The 16,143-nt window shown below is 63.0% G+C and carries 16 protein-coding genes; 8 read left to right on the plus strand and 8 right to left on the minus strand.

Annotated features, from left to right (window positions below; translation table 11 throughout):
• The first annotated feature begins 202 nt into the window (after positions 1 to 202).
• Complete coding sequence (locus NKH21_RS00305) at positions 203 to 352, plus strand: hypothetical protein (RefSeq protein WP_023677745.1); 150 nt, start codon at positions 203 to 205, stop codon at positions 350 to 352.
• Between the two features lie 57 nt (positions 353 to 409).
• Here the strand turns inward: NKH21_RS00305 and NKH21_RS00310 are convergent, their stop codons facing one another.
• The gene (locus NKH21_RS00310) at positions 410 to 1,171 is read right to left on the minus strand and encodes an SOS response-associated peptidase (protein WP_352862652.1); all 762 of its coding nucleotides are present in this window, start codon (positions 1,169 to 1,171) and stop codon (positions 410 to 412) included.
• Between the two features lie 123 nt (positions 1,172 to 1,294).
• Between NKH21_RS00310 and NKH21_RS00315 the strand changes: the two genes are divergently transcribed.
• From NKH21_RS00315 to NKH21_RS00330, 4 genes are all read left to right on the plus strand, one after another.
• Entirely contained in the window at positions 1,295 to 1,720 is a 426-nt protein-coding gene (locus NKH21_RS00315) for an NUDIX hydrolase (RefSeq protein WP_352862653.1), read from the plus strand.
• Positions 1,721 to 1,768: 48 nt separating this feature from the next.
• A complete protein-coding gene (locus NKH21_RS00320) occupies positions 1,769 to 2,146 on the plus strand; it encodes a TIGR02301 family protein (protein ID WP_352667309.1) in 378 nt (125 codons plus the stop codon).
• Between the two features lie 375 nt (positions 2,147 to 2,521).
• On the plus strand, positions 2,522 to 2,779 hold the full coding sequence (locus NKH21_RS00325; protein ID WP_023677749.1) for a hypothetical protein: 258 nt from the start codon (positions 2,522 to 2,524) through the stop codon (positions 2,777 to 2,779).
• 81 nt (positions 2,780 to 2,860) lie between these two features.
• On the plus strand, positions 2,861 to 3,664 hold the full coding sequence (locus NKH21_RS00330) for a hypothetical protein (RefSeq protein WP_352862654.1): 804 nt from the start codon (positions 2,861 to 2,863) through the stop codon (positions 3,662 to 3,664).
• Positions 3,665 to 3,698: 34 nt separating this feature from the next.
• Here NKH21_RS00330 and NKH21_RS00335 read toward each other — a convergent pair whose 3' ends face one another.
• Positions 3,699 to 5,030 (minus strand): dihydroorotase, encoded by a 1,332-nt coding sequence (locus NKH21_RS00335; protein ID WP_352862655.1) that lies wholly within the window; start codon positions 5,028 to 5,030, stop codon positions 3,699 to 3,701.
• Positions 5,031 to 5,112: 82 nt separating this feature from the next.
• Here NKH21_RS00335 and ygfZ point away from each other — a divergent pair, with 82 nt between their 5' ends.
• The 3 genes from ygfZ to NKH21_RS00350 all read left to right on the plus strand — a co-directional run bounded on the left by ygfZ (position 5,113) and on the right by NKH21_RS00350 (position 8,808).
• Positions 5,113 to 5,973 carry a CAF17-like 4Fe-4S cluster assembly/insertion protein YgfZ gene (ygfZ, locus tag NKH21_RS00340; RefSeq protein WP_352862884.1) on the plus strand — a complete coding sequence of 287 codons (861 nt, stop codon included), beginning with the start codon at positions 5,113 to 5,115 and terminating at the stop codon, positions 5,971 to 5,973.
• Positions 5,973 to 6,605 carry an HD domain-containing protein gene (locus tag NKH21_RS00345; RefSeq protein ID WP_352862656.1) on the plus strand — a complete coding sequence of 211 codons (633 nt, stop codon included), beginning with the start codon at positions 5,973 to 5,975 and terminating at the stop codon, positions 6,603 to 6,605. The genes ygfZ and NKH21_RS00345 overlap by 1 nt, the downstream gene beginning before the upstream one ends.
• A 64-nt stretch (positions 6,606 to 6,669) precedes the next feature.
• Entirely contained in the window at positions 6,670 to 8,808 is a 2,139-nt protein-coding gene (locus NKH21_RS00350) for a putative bifunctional diguanylate cyclase/phosphodiesterase (protein WP_352862657.1), read from the plus strand.
• Positions 8,809 to 8,881: 73 nt separating this feature from the next.
• Here the strand turns inward: NKH21_RS00350 and NKH21_RS00355 are convergent, their stop codons facing one another.
• The 6 genes from NKH21_RS00355 to NKH21_RS00380 all read right to left on the minus strand — a co-directional run bounded on the left by NKH21_RS00355 (position 8,882) and on the right by NKH21_RS00380 (position 16,133).
• Positions 8,882 to 9,154, minus strand: a complete 273-nt coding sequence (locus tag NKH21_RS00355) for a DUF3303 domain-containing protein (protein ID WP_352566187.1) — start codon at positions 9,152 to 9,154, stop codon at positions 8,882 to 8,884.
• 23 nt (positions 9,155 to 9,177) lie between these two features.
• Positions 9,178 to 10,641: a RimK family ATP-grasp domain-containing protein gene (locus NKH21_RS00360; protein ID WP_352862658.1), complete on the minus strand. Its 1,464-nt coding sequence runs from the start codon at positions 10,639 to 10,641 to the stop codon at positions 9,178 to 9,180.
• Positions 10,638 to 11,744: a peptidase C39 family protein gene (locus NKH21_RS00365; RefSeq protein ID WP_352862659.1), complete on the minus strand. Its 1,107-nt coding sequence runs from the start codon at positions 11,742 to 11,744 to the stop codon at positions 10,638 to 10,640. Before NKH21_RS00365 ends, NKH21_RS00360 begins: the two co-directional genes overlap by 4 nt.
• Positions 11,745 to 11,952: 208 nt before the next feature.
• Positions 11,953 to 12,747: an anti-sigma factor family protein gene (locus NKH21_RS00370; RefSeq protein ID WP_352862660.1), complete on the minus strand. Its 795-nt coding sequence runs from the start codon at positions 12,745 to 12,747 to the stop codon at positions 11,953 to 11,955.
• Positions 12,748 to 12,749: 2 nt separating this feature from the next.
• A complete protein-coding gene (locus NKH21_RS00375; protein WP_292657948.1) occupies positions 12,750 to 13,262 on the minus strand; it encodes a sigma-70 family RNA polymerase sigma factor in 513 nt (170 codons plus the stop codon).
• Between the two features lie 153 nt (positions 13,263 to 13,415).
• Positions 13,416 to 16,133: a DUF2339 domain-containing protein gene (locus NKH21_RS00380; RefSeq protein WP_352862661.1), complete on the minus strand. Its 2,718-nt coding sequence runs from the start codon at positions 16,131 to 16,133 to the stop codon at positions 13,416 to 13,418.
• Positions 16,134 to 16,143 lie beyond the last annotated feature (10 nt).

Here is a 16,143-nt window from a genome sequence, read left to right on the forward strand (position 1 = left end):
TTATCGCCTTGCCCGGTGTTGCCGTCAAGTCGCTACCTTCGCCAAAAATATCGTTGGCTCACAGGAATTGAGCCGTTGAAACATTTTATTAAACAGGTCGGCACTGTCATGAAACTTTCGCCGGCTAGATCAGCAAGCGTCACGATTTGGTCGGATTCGGCCAGCAAACGCAGACACGAAGACGTTACCAGGGAAGAGAACAATGCCTAAGCAAGAATCCAACCGTGCCAAGCAACCGGCGCTCGCCAGCCACTACCGGGCGATCGGCCCGGCAGCAATCGTCGCAGCTCTTCTGCACACCGCAAAGAAGAAGAAGCCGGCGCAGAAGATCGTTTCGCCGCGCGCTGCCTGACAATGCCGTCGGGAAAAGATTGAGGCGCTCACGGCGAACCAGTAATAGTAGCTTTGGCTAAAATAAACTCATCTGACTGTCGTTCGCGCCGGACTTCTGGCGCTTGACCTTCTCGGGCTCAGGCTCGACGACGCCCTTCTCCTGAATCTCCGGCCCGGTATTGGCGACCTTGTTGACGGGGTCGGAAACCGAGATCGCTTCGAAGAAATCGGGCTGGGCGGGTCTCAGCAGATCGGCCACATCGCGCGGCTCGAGCGTGCGGCAATCCAGCCAGCGCGCGAAATCCTTGGGATGGATCACCACCGGCATGCGGTCGTGGATATGGGCAGTATCGGCATTGGCGTGGGCGGTCAGAATGGCGCCGGTGTCCATTTCCGAGCCGCCCGGCTCGGCATAGGTCTCAATCAGCCCGGCGAAGGCGACAAGCCCGCCACGCCGTGGCCGCACCCAATAGGGCTGCCCTCTTCTGCCACCGGTTTGGTGCCATTCGTAGAATCCCGAAGCCGGCACCAGGGCGCGGCGATGGCGCATGGCAACGCGAAACGACGCCTTTTCCGAAGCCCCCTCAGAACGCGCGTTGAACAGCAGCGGGAAGTTACGCGTATCCTTGACCCAGGCCGGGATCAGGCCCCAGCGCACCAGCATCGAGCGGCGGTCGGGCAGGTTCGAGCCCGGCGCCTGCGGCAATCCGGCGAGCGCCACCAGCATCGGCTGCGTCGGCGCGATGTTGTAGCGGGCCGGAAACTCCTCAAGTTCCGCCAGGCCGAGAAAGGCGGCGGTCTGGTCCGGAGTGGCTGTCAAAGCAAAGCGTCCGCACATGAATTCAGCTCTCGAATTGGTGGCATGTGAAAGTGGCCATGGAACCCGCCTTTCGCAACCGCTAAAGCTGTTCGCCGATAGCCCGTCCACAACGGGCTGTGCCAATCGAGCGATCCTGAGCCCATGGAAGCACGCAAGATCATTCCAGCAGTCTCGGTCTGCGTCGTGCGCGAGGACACGGTGCTGCTGGTCAAGCGGGCCAGGCCGCCCTCGCAGGGCCTCCATGCCTTTCCCGGCGGCAAGGTCGAAGCCGGCGAGACGCTGGAACAGGCAGCACGGCGCGAATTGCTGGAAGAGACTGGATTGCTGGCGCGCAGCTACCGGCCGCTGCGGGAAATCCACATCGACGGCAGCGGCGACGGGCATCCGGTCGACTACTGGCTGACGGTGTTTGGGGCCGAGTATGCCGGCGGCGAGGCGGTGGCCAGCGACGACGCCGAAACCGCGGCTTTCTATACGCTGGCCGAAATGACAGCGATGCCGCTCGCCGATGCGGTGTTTGAAATTGCGGACGATCTACTCGGTCCCAACAAAGACGGCGAGACCTGAGCCAGAGAATCGCCTTGCAGGCGACAAATTGTTTCAGCACAAGGACTCATGAGCCGCACGTCTTCGTTTCTCGCCGCATGCCTCGCCATCAGTGTGGTTGTCGGTGCGCGCCCGGCGATTGCCGCCGAGGCCCCGTTCGAGCCCGGCCTGATGCGGCTGGCGGAAGTGCTCGGCTCGCTGCATTTCCTGCGTAATCTGTGTGGCGAGAAGGGAGACCGGTGGCGAGCCGAGATGGAAAAACTGATCGCATCGGAAAATCCGAACCCGGAGCGGCGCGCCCGCTTCATCGCCAGCTTCAACCGCGGCTACCGGTCGTTCGGCGGCACTTATACGCAATGCACGGCATCGGCGACGGAAGCCATCAGCCGCTACATGAAGGAAGGCGAGACGCTGTCTCGCGACATAGCCTCTCGCTACGGAAACTGACGGCGGCAGCTGCCGTTCCGGCAAACCGGCATCAAGCGCCGGCGCTGTGGGCGGCGGACGCGTTCGACACTTCTCCGCTTGCCTCAGGTGAGGTCTTGGTGCAAACCTGATGTTGCACTTTTGCAACTATGTTAACGAAACGTTAGCGCGCAGATGTGGAATTAACTCAAACTGAAGGTTTCCGTCCCCTTGGCCGTCCTAATCGGCTAAGTTTGAAACGGATCGGACGCAGGTTTGCCGGACGCGACAGAATTTGTAGAAGACGACCAAAAAAATGTCGCATTTACAAATACTTACTGCGCCTGCGTGTAAATAGGGACAACTCAAGCTTGATCCCTGTCCAACGGATCACCGCTTGAAAGGGTGGACATCGCAATGGAACATGGCGTCAACGACATCGACGCGCTGGTCAGGGAAGAAAAGCGCCTGACCGCCGTGGAAAGCCACAGCGAAGCCTGGGCAGAAGGATTGTCGGCCGGGATCGAGCCGGAAATCATCGCCGAGGCAGCCCTCGAAACGGCATTCGGCGAAATGCTGCGCACCAATGGCGAGACCTCGGCGCTTGCCCTGCTGGATCGCATGCGTGAAAAGGTGATTGCCGGCGCCTTCGAGCCCGAAAGACTGCGGCACTGACCCCGGTTCTTTGACGACGGCGCGCCGCCCGGACATCATGTCCGGGCACATGGATGGGCTGGAACCAGGGAGTAGCAGGCGGTGAATTTTTCGATATCAGGCAAGCCGCGCGGCCTGGTCCTCAGCATTTGGCTTACTGCTTCATGCGCCACAATTCCCCTTGCATTGCTTCTTGCGAGCAGTCCCGCTCACGCCCTCAGCGAGATCAAGCGCGAAGACCTGCCCTCGCCGGTCACGCTTCCGCCCGACGGCGACATGTCGCCGCCTGGAAGTACCGTGCCGATGCCCGGCCCGCTCGGCACGACGCCACCTGCAGCCAGCCAGCCGACTCCGTCCGACGAGCCGGAGCAAACCGAACCGAAAGGGCCAGCGGACGATGGCGGCATGGCCAATCCGCATGTCGATCCGGATGCGCCTGTGCCCGAAGTCGTCTACGACCTTGCCAAGTTGCCGGAACCGGTCAGGCGCATGCACGATCTGATCGTCGAGGCCTGCAAGAGCGGCGACATCGAAAGACTGCGGCCGCTGATTGGCACGGGTAACATGATGACCCAATTGTCGCTGGGCGACATGGAGGGCGACCCGATCGCCTTCCTGAAAGGCCTTTCCGGCGACACGGAGGGCCAGGAGATCCTCGCCATCCTGGAAGAGGTGCTCAATGCCGGTTTTGTCCATGTCGATGCCGGCACGCCGCAGGATCTCTATGTCTGGCCCTATTTTTTCGCCCTGCCGCTGGACAAGCTCGATGCAAGGCAGCGGGTCGAGCTGTTCAAGATCGTCACCGCCAGCGACTATGACGATATGAAGCAGTTCGGTGCGTACATTTTCTACCGAGTCGGCATCACGCCGACCGGACAATGGACGTTCTTCGTCGCTGGGGATTGAGTGGTTTAGCCTGGCCGTTATCGAGGCGGGGAGCTTAGCCCGCCAACGCCTCGGAAAACTCCACCGCCCTACCCTGGCCCGGCACGACGATCTCGCCTTCCCACATCACGCGCCGACCGCGAACGATGGTGCCGACCGGCCAGCCGGTCACCTGCCTGCCGTCATAAGGCGTCCAGCCGGCCTTGGAGCCCTGCTGGGCGTTGGCGATGGTCTCGCGGCGCTTCAGATCGACGATGGTCAGATCGGCGTCATAGCCAGCGGCAATACGGCCTTTCCTGGCGATGCCGAAAATACGCTGCGGGCCGTGGCTGGTCAGGTCGACAAAGCGCTGTAAGGTCAGCCGGCCGGCGTTGACATGGTCCAGCATGATCGGCACCAAAGTCTGCACCCCGGTCATGCCGGACGGCGACACCGGATAAGGCTTTGCCTTCTCGGCCAGCGTGTGCGGCGCATGGTCGGAGCCGAGCACGTCAATGATGCCTTGCGCAACACCGTGCCAGACCCCGTCGCGATGGCGCGTGGCGCGCACCGGCGGGTTCATCTGGATCAGGGTGCCCAACTGCGCATAATCATCGGCGCTCAGCGTCAGATGATGCGGCGTCGCCTCGCAGGTCGCGACATCCTTGTGCTGTTCGAGGAAGCCTATCTCCTCGGCGGTTGAGATGTGCAGCACATGGATCCGGGCGCGGACCTGGCGCGCGATTCGCACAAGGCGCTCCGTGCAGCGCAACGCAGCGATCTCGTCGCGCCACACCGGATGGGAAGACGGATCGCCCGCGATGCGCTCGCCAAGCCGCTCGCGCAGCCGGAACTCGTCCTCGGAGTGAAAGGCGGCGCGGCGGCGTGTGTTCCTCAGGATCGAGGCAACGCCTTCGTCGTCCTCGACCAGCAGGTCGCCGGTGGACGAGCCCATGAACACTTTTATGCCGGCCGCACCCGGCAGCCGCTCGAGATCGCCGGCGTCTTTCGCATTGTCGCGGGTGCCGCCGACCCAGAAGGCAAAGTCGCAATGCATGCGGCCGGTGGCACTCCGCACCTTGTCGGCAAGGGTTGCCTCGCTGGTGGTCAGCGGATTGGTGTTCGGCATCTCGAAGACGGCGGTGACGCCGCCGAGCACCGCTGCCCGCGAGCCCGTCTCGAGATCTTCCTTGTGCTCCAGGCCCGGCTCGCGGAAATGCACCTGGCTGTCGACGACGCCCGGCAGGATGTGCAGCCCGCGGCAGTCGATCGTCTCACCGGCCGACGCCTGGCGGAGGTCGCCGATGGCAGCGATGCGCCCACCATTGATGCCAACGTCGCGAAAACCCTCGCCGTCATGGTTGATCACGATGCCGCCTGTCAGGATGAGATCGTAGATGGGGGCCATGCGGATCCGGTCTCTTGCGGGGGAAGTGCCAGGGGCTTACGTAATGGCCGATAGTTTTGCAAGATCAGGCTCGTTTCCCACCATGCCCTTTGCCTCGCTCAGAGATCGCGCACTCGTTTCCGTGTCCGGGCCGGATGCCGAGCACTTTTTACAGAACATCCTGACCACCGACCTAGACGTGCTCGGCAGCAGCGAAGCAAAGCCAGGCGCGCTGCTAACGCCGCAAGGCAAGATCCTTTTCGACTTCCTGATCTCGCGCGCCGGCGAAAATGCTTTCCGACTTGAATGCCGTACCGAGACCGCCGATGATTTCATGCGCCGGCTGACGCTCTACAAATTGCGCGCCAAAGTCGAAATTGCCAAGCTGGATCAGCCGGTTGTGGCCGTCGCATGGGGAGGCGATTCAACCACTTCGCAATTTGAATCAGCACCGTTTGCCGATGCGCGGTTTGTCGATACTGCCGTCAAGCGCTTCTATGGTGGCGCCGCAGATGGCGGCGACCTTGCCGCATGGCAAGCCTTTCGCATCGCCCATGGCATTGCCGAAAGCGGCAGCGACTATCATCTCGGCGACGCGTTTCCGCATGACGTGCTGCTCGACGAGATCGGCGGTGTCGGCTTCAAGAAAGGCTGCTACGTCGGCCAGGAGGTCGTCTCGCGCATGCAGCATCGCGGCACTGCCAGGCGCCGAGTGTTGATTGTCGCGGCCGAACGCCAGCTGCCCAGTTCGCGCGCAGAGTTGACCGTGGAGGGGCGACCGGTCGGTACGCTTGGCTCGACTGCCGGCAGGACCGGCCTTGCCATTGCCCGCATCGACCGGGTCAAGGCAGCGCTCGATGCCGGCCAGCCGATCCTGGCGGAGGACGTCGCCGTGTCGCTCGCTATCCCGTCCTGGGCGAAATTCAGCTTTCCGCAGGAAGCCGTCGGCGCGGAGGACGCCTGATGGCTGCCGATCGCGCCGGGGCGCCTCCGCGCGCCTGGCAGCGCATGCTGTCCGGCCGACGGCTCGATCTGCTCGACCCCTCGCCGCTCGATATCGAGATCTCGGATATCGCTCACGGCCTTGCCCGCGTCGCACGCTGGAACGGCCAGACCAGAGGCGATCACGCCTTTTCGGTCGCCCAGCATTCGCTGCTGGTCGAAACGCTTGTCGGCGAGCTGATGCCGGATGCCGACGCCGACGCCCGGTTGGCGGCGCTGCTGCACGACGCGCCGGAATATGTCATCGGCGATATGATCTCGCCATTCAAGTCCGTGATGGGCGGCAGCTACAGGGATTGCGAGATCAGGCTGCAGCGCGCCATCCATCTGCGCTTTTCACTGCCGGCCGAACTCGACGCGGGACTGCGCAGGGAGATCAAGCGAGCGGATCAGATCGCCGCTTATTTCGAAGCAACGCTGCTTGCAGGATTTTCGACGGCAGAGGCGACCGAGTTCTTCGGCAGGCCGCGCGGCTTCAACGCCGAGCGCTTCGATGTCACGCCGCGCTCGGTGACCTGGGCGCAGAATGCGTTTCTCAAACGGTTTGCGGCGATCGAAAAGTCGCGACGCCAGACTGCCGTTCCAGCCGGCTGAAAACGGTAAATTAACCGGCAGGGACAACAGTGCCGTGGTTAACCATGGTCCATAGGCTTGCCTCATGCCCGTTGCCGGTATCAAGGCTGGTTCATCCGTCCGCCGACGGAGGGCCAAAGGCGTTGGTCTGCCGCGACGGATCGAAGACGAGCTGCGCGAACAGAACGAGCGTTTTTCGGCAGCGGTCGAGAACATGTCGCATGGCCTGTGCATGTTCGATGCCGATGAGCGGATGATCATCTGCAACAGGAACTACATCAGCATCTTTCGCCTCGACACCGAAGTGGTGCGGCCTGGCATCCGGTTTTTCGACATCCTCCAGCACAGCGTGGATATCGGCATTGCCTCGCAAAGCGCTGAGCAACTCTATGCCATCCGCAAGCCCTATATCGACCAGGCAAAACCTTCCACCTATGAGGAAACGCTTGCAGACGGGCGCATCGTCAACATTTCGCACCGGCCGCTGGCGTCAGGTGGTTGGGTCTCGATCTACGAGGACATCACCGAGCAACGGCGCGCCGAGCAGGAGTTGAAGGAGCAGCACCGCCGTTTCGACGCGGCACTTGCCAACATGTCGCAAGGCCTTTTGATGTACGATGCCGACGGCAAGCTGATCGTGCGCAACGAACGTTTCCTGGAACTTTATCATGTCAGGCCGGCCGACTTCCCGCTCGGCATGAGCCATCATGATGCGTTCAAGCGGCTGCTGGAACTGGGCATTTACACAAAGCTCGACCCCGACAGCGAAATCTCGCAAATCGAAGCCTGCCTGCGGGCGGGGAAAACACACGTAACGCATCGCCATCTCGCCGACGGCAGGACGCTGCTGGTTGCACGCCGGCCGATGAGCGGCGGCGGCTGGGTAGCGACGTTCGACGACGTCACCGAGCGCAGGCGCGTGGAAGAGCGCATGACCCATCTTGCGCACCACGACACACTGACCAACCTGCCCAATCGCTCGATGCTTCGCGAAAGGCTCGACCAAGCCCTCAGCGAGACGAGAGGCGGATCGCTGGCGATATTCTCGCTCGACCTCGATCACTTCAAGGCAGTCAATGATAGTTGGGGACACCCCGCCGGCGACTGGCTGCTGAAATGCGTGGCCGAACGGCTGCAACGGTGCCTGCGCAATGAAACGGACGTTGTCTCCCGCTTCGGCGGCGACGAATTCGTCATCATCCAGTTCAATCTCAAAAGCCCGGGCGATGCGGAAAAGCTGGCCAAACGTATCGTCGAGATCATTGGAAAGCCGTTTCGCGACAAAAGACACGACATGCGCGTCGGCATCAGTCTCGGCATCGCGCTATTTCCGAATGACGGCAAGGACGCTGACACGTTGCTGAAAAACGCCGATATGGCGCTCTATCGGGCAAAGAGCGAAGGGCGCAACCTCTACCGCTTCTTCGAACCAGCCATGGACGCGATGGTGCGGGCACGCCGGGCGCTCGAAATCGATCTCAGGGCAGCGTTGTCGCGCCGCGAATTCGAGCTGGATTTCCAGCCGATCATGAACATCGCCTCTGGCGAAATCGTCGGTGCCGAAGCCTTGATGCGCTGGCGTTCGCCGGTGCGCGGCCTGGTACGGCCGGACGACTTCATTCCGGCCGCCGAGGAGACCGGGCTGATCGTGCCGCTTGGAGAATGGGCGCTGCGAAAAGCCTGCACGACCGCGTCAGGCTGGGCGCCTTGGCGCATCGCAGTCAATGTCTCCGCCGTGCAGATCAAAAGCGGTACCTTTGCCCGCAGCGTCATTTCGGCACTGGCGTTCTCGGGCGTGCCGGCCAACCGGCTTGAACTGGAAATCACCGAAACGGTGCTGATGGACGAGAGCGATCTGGTGCTCAAGACACTCGGGCAGCTACGCGATCTGGGTGTCCGCATCGCGCTGGACGATTTCGGCACCGGCTATTCCTCGCTGGGCTACCTCAGGCGCTTTCCCGTCGACAAGATCAAGATCGATCGTTCCTTCATCAGCGATATCGACGGCCGCGATACCGCGGCGATCGTGCGCACCATCATCGGGCTTGGCGCACAGCTGGGCATCACCGTCACTGCCGAAGGTGTCGAGACCGAAGCGCAGTTTGAATTCCTGCAAAAGGAGGGCTGTGTCGAGGCTCAAGGCTATTTGATCGGCATGCCGTCAAAGGCGTCGGACATCAACCGGCTGCTGAGGTCGAGCGCGACGATCAGGCAATCCGGCTGAGTACGGCAGCCTGGCGAGCCGGCGGCTCAGCCATCAATACAATTTCCGGATATTACTCGTCGAAGCGCGCGGGTCAGAGGTGCCCGCTCAATGCCTCCACCATATCCTTGTTCGTCGCCACGGGAACGATCTCGAATTCGACCAGATCCGCCCATTCGATGACCCACCGCTGCAGGAGCGTGACGTCAGCAGCCTCCACCAGCAGGAAGCAGCGGCTCATATCCGCTGCGATCCAGCTGTGGTGCACGACAAGCGCGTCCGGCTTCAGGCGGCCCTGGTCGCGGAAACGGCGGTAGATCTCCTTGCGGTCGCAGCCGCGAAAATCCTCGGTTACGAAGAACAGCATCTTTTTTGCCCTCAGTTCGGATATTATCGCCCCGGCCGGTCCAGCCGCTCCAGGAACCACTGCGTTAGCCGCACCCAGACCTCGTCTTTCTCGCCGGAGTCTTCCCAGCCGTGGTCGAGGTTGGGGTTATCGTTGACCTCGATGACGAAAACGCCGTCCCTGGTTTCTTTGAGGTCGACGCCGTAGAGGCCGTCGCCAATGCAGCGCGCCGCGCTCACCGCCGTCTCGACGACATGCGCCGGCGCTTCCTTCAGGGTGAAGGTCTTGATGCCGCCCTGGTCGGGCTTGCCGTTGGCCTTATGATTGACGATCTGCCAATGTTTCTTGGCCATCAGATAATGGACGGCAAACAAAGGTTGGCCGCCGAGGACACCGACGCGCCAGTCATATTCCGTCGGAATGAATTTTTGCGCAATCAGGAGGTCGGAATCTTCCAGCCATTCGGTTGCGAGCGACTTCAACTCTTCGAAGGTGCCGCATTTCTTGACGCCGCGCGAAAACGAGGAGTCCGGGATCTTCAGCACCAGGGGGAAGCCCAGTGTCTGCGCCGCAACGTCCAGATCAGAGATGCCGGCTATCATCACCGTCGGCGGCACCGGTACCTTGTTGTAGGTCATCAGCTCGTTAAGATAGACCTTGTTGGTGCAGCGGATCATCGACAGCGGATCGTCGATGACCGGCATGCCTTCCTGCTGTGCGCGGCGGGCAAAGCGGTAGGTATGATTGGAGATCGAGGTGGTCTCGCGGATGAACAGCGCGTCGTAGTTGGCGAGCTTGGCCAGATCCCGCTTGGTGATCGGCTCGATTTCGACACCCATCTTTTCAGCGATCTTGGCCCAGTGGCGCAGCGACGAAATTTCCGACGGCGGCAGTTCCTCATGCGGATCGACCAGCGTGGCGAAAGTGTAGCGCGCCGGCGTGCGGCCCTTGGTGTCGCGCCACTCGCGGTTGGTGTAGGTCTCCAGGCACTGGAGAAAGTGCGCTTCCTCGTCCTCGGTCATCCTGGCCAGGGGATGGAAGCCTATCTTGCGGATCGAGGCCCATTCGGCGCTGTCCCTGATGTGGACCTCGAGCGCCGGGGCACGAAACCAGTCGAACAGCAGCTTGGCGAAGCGGTCCCAGATCCTGGACGGTCCGATGCCGAAGAAGATGCAGACCTTCTGCGGGAAGGCGCCGCCCAGGTCCTTGCGGCACTTGTTGAGTGCGAGTTCGAGTTCCGGCAACGCGTGCTCATAGAGCTTGCGCTCCGACAGGTCGATCATCGTTTCGACCGTCGGGATGACCTTATGGCCGCGCGAACCGGCAAGCAGCGACGCGTAATAGCCGCGGCTCTGGTAGCCGTAATTGTTCGACAGGTTGATGACCTTCGGCCGCTGACCGCGAAACAGTGCCGGATGGGCAAGGTAGTCGCGATTGGTGATGATCTTGTGCGGCGTCGCCACCTGGTCGAGATCGTTCTGCCGGCCGGTAAGGATGACCCAGGTCATTGGCTGTCGCGCTTTCCGAGAGTGATGGCGGCGCGCAATCCGTCGCGGCCGAATTGCGCCATGTTCATGAAGATGCCGTAAGGCACGGGAATATTGGCAGCATCGAGGATTGTCTCCTGCCGCTCGTCCTCGACCCAGGGGTCGTGGATCAGGATATGGTCGCCGTCGTCACCGATGGCCAATACCCAGTGCGGAACCTTCTTGCCGAACATCAGGAAGCCGCTGATCAGGACCAGCACCAGTTTTCCCTCTGCGATCGCGGTACGAATGTCGTCAAGCCCGAATGGACGGTAATTCACCGGGATGCCGTAAAGTTCCGCGCGGCGGCGAAAGTCGACCTGCGCCAGCTCCATGACCCGGCGCTTGTCCTCGCTGCGCACCGACTGCAGGAACAGCGCTCCGTAGAAGGAGACATAGATCTCAGCAGCAAGCCCGCTCTCATAGCCGGCGACGGCCAGCCCGAACGGTTCGCAGCCGCCCGGCCCCGACATCATGAAAACGGTCGTCGCCTCACGCCACAGCCGGATTTCCATCACCGGGTCCGGCACGAATCCGGGGCCGAAGTAAGCCATCGCCATCATCAGACAGCATGGTCCGCAGGTGAATTCGCAAGTCTGCTGATAAAACGGCACTTCGGTGGCGACCGGAATGTCGCCGCGCAAGGTCTTTTCATAGCGCAGCGCCGTGGCGCCATCCTCGTAATAGTCCGGTTCGCGGTCGATCTTGCGGTAGCCGCTCTGCTCGTAGATCTGGATCGCGCGCGGATTGTCCTCGCGGACTTCCAAACGAAGCATCATGCGGCCGTGCTCGAAAGCGGCAGCCTCGGCCTCTTCCAGCAGCAGGCGGCCAACGCCGCGGCCGCCGAAAAATGGACCGACGGCGATCGAATAAAGCCGCGCGACCCCGCTGCCCTTGCGAAACAGCACGACTGCATAGCCGGCGACGCGGCCATCGTTTTCGCCAACCAGCAGTTCGGCGGTGTCGCGTTCGATCAGTTGGCGAAAGGAGCGGCGAGAAATGCGATCGCTCGAGAAAACGGCTTTTTCGATGGCGGCGAGGTCATCGACGTCGGACGCGCGGGCCTTGCGAATCTCGGCAGGCATGCGGGCTCAGAAAACCTCGATTGGGTTGTGGAAAAGGCCCTAGACTAAACATCGGTCACACCAGCCGAAGTGCCAGCATTCAGCAAGCGCTATCGCACCTCGATTAGGGCCGAATTGTGACAGTTTTGACGGCAGGCAGGTCGCGCAAAGGCTTTGGACGACCACCGTGTTTCGGCGTCGGCGCGGCTCCGGAAAAACAAGCGCCTGCTCAGCTTTGCAAGCCCGCCAGAAGCTGGCCATAGGCGCTCTTGGCCACCGCGGCCAATTGCTCGCGCGGCAGCGAGCCGACGACGGCGCAGCCATAACCCTTGTCCAGCCAATAGACGGCCTCAGGACCATCTTCCTCAGACCCATAGGTGCCCTTGGCCTTGGCCGCTGATTCGGCGGTGACGAAGAGCGATATGCGCTCGCCCTTGACGTCCTCATAAAGCAGCATCGCGGCTTTGCCCTGGCCGGCAGGCAGCAGCCGGCCACCGACCAGTTGGAATCCTTGCGCCGCCAGATCCGGCGCGACCAGCTTCAAACCCACCTGGTTCGACAGCCAGCTCTGCAAATGATCCTTGTCGCTTGCCGGCACTTCCACCGCATGCCGCTTTTCGGCGGCATAGATGACGTGGGCGGCGATCGCCTCTTCGGCAAGCTGGTCCTCGGCCGTATTTTCCAGGCCAAGGCGACCGATGCCGGCAAGGTAGCCGCCAGCACCGCCAATCGCCAGGATGGCGGCAGCGGCGGCCGCAAGCCACCAACGCGAGCGCGACGGCGACGCTCTGACCGCTGGCGTCTCGCCAAGCACCACCTTGCTCAGCCGCACCGGGACGGGTTCGTCCAGCACGCCGTTAAAGGCTGCGCGCAATGCTGCCCGGTCGGCGGCGTAGCGTGCACTCTTGGCCTTCATCTCGGCATTGGCCTCGAGCCACGCCTCATAGGCCGTCCGCTCGTCGCCCGGCAACTCGCCATCGAGAGCCATGTGGATGTCGCGTTCGGAAAAATCGCGCCGGCTCATTTCTAGACGATCCTTATCGAGCGGCGGCGCGCGGTATCATCCAGCAGCGCGCGCAGTTCCTCACGCCCGCGCGCGATGCGCGACATCAAGGTGCCGGCGGGAACCCCAAGGATGTTGGCGGCTTCGGCGTAGGAAAACCCTTCGATGGCGACCATCACAAGTGCCGCCCGCCGGTCAGGGCTGATCGCCTGCAGCGCGTCCACGATCTCGCGCGAAGCGATGCTCTCGACCTGCTCGGCGGGTGCTGCCTGCGCCTCGCTTGCCTCGAGCGGTAGCATCGCCGCCTCGCCGCGCCGGTTCACCTTGCGCATCTGGTCGATGAACAAATGGTGCATGATCGTAAACAGCCACCTCCTGGGGCTTTCTCCTGTCTGCCAGTTGTCGAGCCGCACAAGCGCGCGCTCGAGACAATCCTGGACGAGATCGTCAGCGGAATCGCGGTCGCGCAACAGCGAGCGTGCATAGCGGCGCAGACGCGGTATTTCGCCAAGGATTGCTGCCTTCTTTTCGTCCATGACCGCTGGTTCTGGGGCCCCTGTCCGTGGTGATTGAACGCGCCTTTGCAGCGCGGCGCAAGCGGCCAGCGCGAAGCGGTCCGCCGCCCCGGTCACCCAAGCAACTAAGTAACGCTGCCAGTGGCAGGTTTATTCCCGGCCAAATTGAAATCGTCAGCTATTGCTCGTCTCGAGCTTTGCTTTCGCCGCCCTTGTCAGCAGCCGCTGATAGAACAAGCCGATGCCGATGAGCACCGCGCCGAGGCCGATGAAGGACAGCGCCCGCAACACGCCTTCTAGCTCCGACATGTCGAAGATGAAGACTTTGAGCACGGCGATCGAGATCAGCGCCGCCGACGCTATGCGCAGCACCTGCGACTTCAGCCAGACACCGGCGGTGAGCAGCACCACGCCGATGACCAGCCACAGTGCCGAATAAGTATAGGTCTCGAGCTGGCCGAGACCGCTCCACAGCCCGATGAACTCGCCCTTGAACAGGCGCCTGACCGACAGCGTGGCATAGGCAAAGGCGAGCACCGCCGCCACCACCGCCAGCATCGCCGCATACCATTTCGGCCGCTTGTCACGGGCATAGAGTGCCAATGCGCCTGCCGCAACCGCCGGCAAGAGGTAGGCGAGGAACAGAAGGTTGAACACCGGGATGCTGCCGGTCGATTCATCCGTCAGCAGCGGGTTCAGCGCCAGAAAATGCTGGAGGACGATGAAGGCGACCGAGACTACGCCCGCTGCAATCGAGCCGTAGCGCAGCACCGAACTTGGCGAGCGCATGTCTATGGCGACCAGGATGGCACCGGCACCGATGGCGATCAGCGTGTAGATCGCCTGTTCGGCAAGCGTTGCAGCAGCGGTATCGATGACGCCGCCATGCATGGCATGGCGCACCAGCATGGCGACGGTGAGCAGGCAAAACAACGCGGCGCCGGCCTCCATGGCGAGGCGCGGTCGGCCATTGGTGGTTCGGGCAAGCTGCCAGGCGGCAAAACCGAAAGCGAGCGCCGGCACGCCATATCCAAGCAGCAGCCAGTTGAACACCGGCGTCTTCGACAGGAACTCGGCACCGACGATGGTCGGGTCGAAGGCAACGCGGCCGAGCACTGCAATCACCGCACCAACGGAAATCCAGCCAAGCACCGGATAGCTACGCCAGCGCGTCGCCAGCGCCGGCACGGCGGCGGCTGCTCCGAGCAGGATGGTTGTCCAGCCGGAACCAAAGGCCATATGCAGCATCAGCAGGCAGGCAATCGCCGCCCCGCCGAGCGCGAAGGAGACAGCAGCGCCGCCGGTCAGCGGCGGCGCTTCGCCGCGCGCTATCCATTCGCCGCCGGCGACGAAGACGCCGACCAAAACGGCTGCGACGGCCGCATAAGCAAGGTCGCGGTCGAGATTGCCGAAGGTAGACCAGAGCGCCAGCAGGATGACCAGCGGCGCGACAGCGCTCCAGGCCGCCCATGTGGCGGCGCGCAGCCAGCCAGAGGCCGCAAAACGGCGCGCCGCCCAAAAGCCGGCGCCGATGAAGACCAGGCCGAGAGCGATGCCGACCCTGAGCATCAAGGCATCGGACGCCACGACCGGCATGCCGTCGACGCCGAGAGCGCCACTCGAAAAATCGGAAGCGATCGTGGTCGGCGGAATGATGCCGAGATAGACCAGTACAGTCGCCAGCCCGGCGGCGTGCAGCAGTGCAAGCGCCCGCGGCCGGTAGAGCGCCACCGCCACCAGGGCTGCGACAAGGGCTGCGCCCTGCAAGGCATCGCCGGCGGCGGCAAAGACCGGATCGACGAACAGGGCCAGCGCCGAAAGCGCGACGAAGAAGCCCGGCGCGATCGACGGCCAGTCGAAGCTGCTGCCGGCGACCGCTTCGCCGCGGCGGCCAAGCCAGACGAAGGCGAGCACGGCCAGTGTCGTCCCGTCGATAAAGAGGATGACGGCAAGGTTCGCCCCCGGCGCGTCGGTCATGTAGAAGATGGTCCAGATGCCCGTGGCGACGAAGGCTGCGGCCATCAAAAGCCTCCAGTCGCGGATGCGGGCAATGACGCCGGTGGCGGCGAGCACGATCGCCAGATAGCCGAACAGCGCCCACGGATTGGGCGCCTGCGAGGCGACCAGCAGCGGCGTCACCATGGCACCGAGCAGGCCGACGCCGGCCAGCGCCTGACCGTGGACCAGGCTTGCCGCGATCGTCGCCACCCCGATGGCGCCGAGCAGCGTGAAAGCGAGCGTCGGGCCGATGAAGCCGTAAATGCTGTACGCGGCGTAGACGGTACCGAACAGGATGAAGGCGCCGGCCGCCGTCAGGATCGCCGGGATATAGGCACCGGCGGCACCTTGCACCGGCACCCTGAAGCCGGTGCGCCGGATGAACTCGCCGCCGGCGACCAGCACCAGCCCGAGTGCCGCCGCCATGGCAAGCCGCACGCGTGGCCCGAAAATGCCGGCCTCGATGGTGTAGCGGATCAGGAACAACCCACCCAACGCCAGCGCGATGCCGCCGACCCATACCGCCCAGCGGGTACCGAGAGCCGTTTCGACGTCGGACTGGCGAGCTGCCTTCGCCGCTGCCGCCGGTTGCGCCGACTCCGGTGCGGACGGCGCCGTCGTATCGGCATCGGCCTCTGTGGCTGACACGACCGCTGCGGTCCCCGGCGATACGGTCATGTCGGCTGCGGCCGCAAGTGGGATTGCGGCATCAGCCGGTTTGCTATCGTTTGCAGCCGGTTCCTTGGCTTGCGGCGGCAGCGCAGGCGTGCCCGAAAGCACAAGGCTGCGCAAGGCGCCAAGCTCGCGCTCGATCAGGCCGATGCGGCTCTGCTGGCGTGAAATGATGACGAACAGCGCGATGATGGCGACGAGGCCAATCAGGCTTTCAAACATGGCGGTTCCC

The sequence above is a fragment of the Mesorhizobium sp. M1329 genome, from assembly GCF_040318035.1.
Classification (GTDB): Bacteria; Pseudomonadota; Alphaproteobacteria; order Rhizobiales; family Rhizobiaceae; genus Mesorhizobium.

What these genes read in the sequence shown, in the direction of transcription:
- NKH21_RS00305 (WP_023677745.1), top strand. Translation starts at nt 203, where the DNA reads ATGCCTAAGCAAGAATCCAACCGTGCCAAGCAACCGGCGCTCGCCAGC.
- NKH21_RS00310 (WP_352862652.1), bottom strand. Translation starts at nt 1,171, where the DNA reads ATGTGCGGACGCTTTGCTTTGACAGCCACTCCGGACCAGACCGCCGCC.
- NKH21_RS00315 (WP_352862653.1), top strand. Translation starts at nt 1,295, where the DNA reads ATGGAAGCACGCAAGATCATTCCAGCAGTCTCGGTCTGCGTCGTGCGC.
- NKH21_RS00320 (WP_352667309.1), top strand. Translation starts at nt 1,769, where the DNA reads ATGAGCCGCACGTCTTCGTTTCTCGCCGCATGCCTCGCCATCAGTGTG.
- NKH21_RS00325 (WP_023677749.1), top strand. Translation starts at nt 2,522, where the DNA reads ATGGAACATGGCGTCAACGACATCGACGCGCTGGTCAGGGAAGAAAAG.
- NKH21_RS00335 (WP_352862655.1), bottom strand. Translation starts at nt 5,030, where the DNA reads ATGGCCCCCATCTACGATCTCATCCTGACAGGCGGCATCGTGATCAAC.
- ygfZ (WP_352862884.1), top strand. Translation starts at nt 5,113, where the DNA reads ATGCCCTTTGCCTCGCTCAGAGATCGCGCACTCGTTTCCGTGTCCGGG.
- NKH21_RS00345 (WP_352862656.1), top strand. Translation starts at nt 5,973, where the DNA reads ATGGCTGCCGATCGCGCCGGGGCGCCTCCGCGCGCCTGGCAGCGCATG.
- NKH21_RS00350 (WP_352862657.1), top strand. Translation starts at nt 6,670, where the DNA reads ATGCCCGTTGCCGGTATCAAGGCTGGTTCATCCGTCCGCCGACGGAGG.
- NKH21_RS00355 (WP_352566187.1), bottom strand. Translation starts at nt 9,154, where the DNA reads ATGCTGTTCTTCGTAACCGAGGATTTTCGCGGCTGCGACCGCAAGGAG.
- NKH21_RS00360 (WP_352862658.1), bottom strand. Translation starts at nt 10,641, where the DNA reads ATGACCTGGGTCATCCTTACCGGCCGGCAGAACGATCTCGACCAGGTG.
- NKH21_RS00365 (WP_352862659.1), bottom strand. Translation starts at nt 11,744, where the DNA reads ATGCCTGCCGAGATTCGCAAGGCCCGCGCGTCCGACGTCGATGACCTC.
- NKH21_RS00370 (WP_352862660.1), bottom strand. Translation starts at nt 12,747, where the DNA reads ATGAGCCGGCGCGATTTTTCCGAACGCGACATCCACATGGCTCTCGAT.
- NKH21_RS00375 (WP_292657948.1), bottom strand. Translation starts at nt 13,262, where the DNA reads ATGGACGAAAAGAAGGCAGCAATCCTTGGCGAAATACCGCGTCTGCGC.
- NKH21_RS00380 (WP_352862661.1), bottom strand. Translation starts at nt 16,133, where the DNA reads ATGTTTGAAAGCCTGATTGGCCTCGTCGCCATCATCGCGCTGTTCGTC.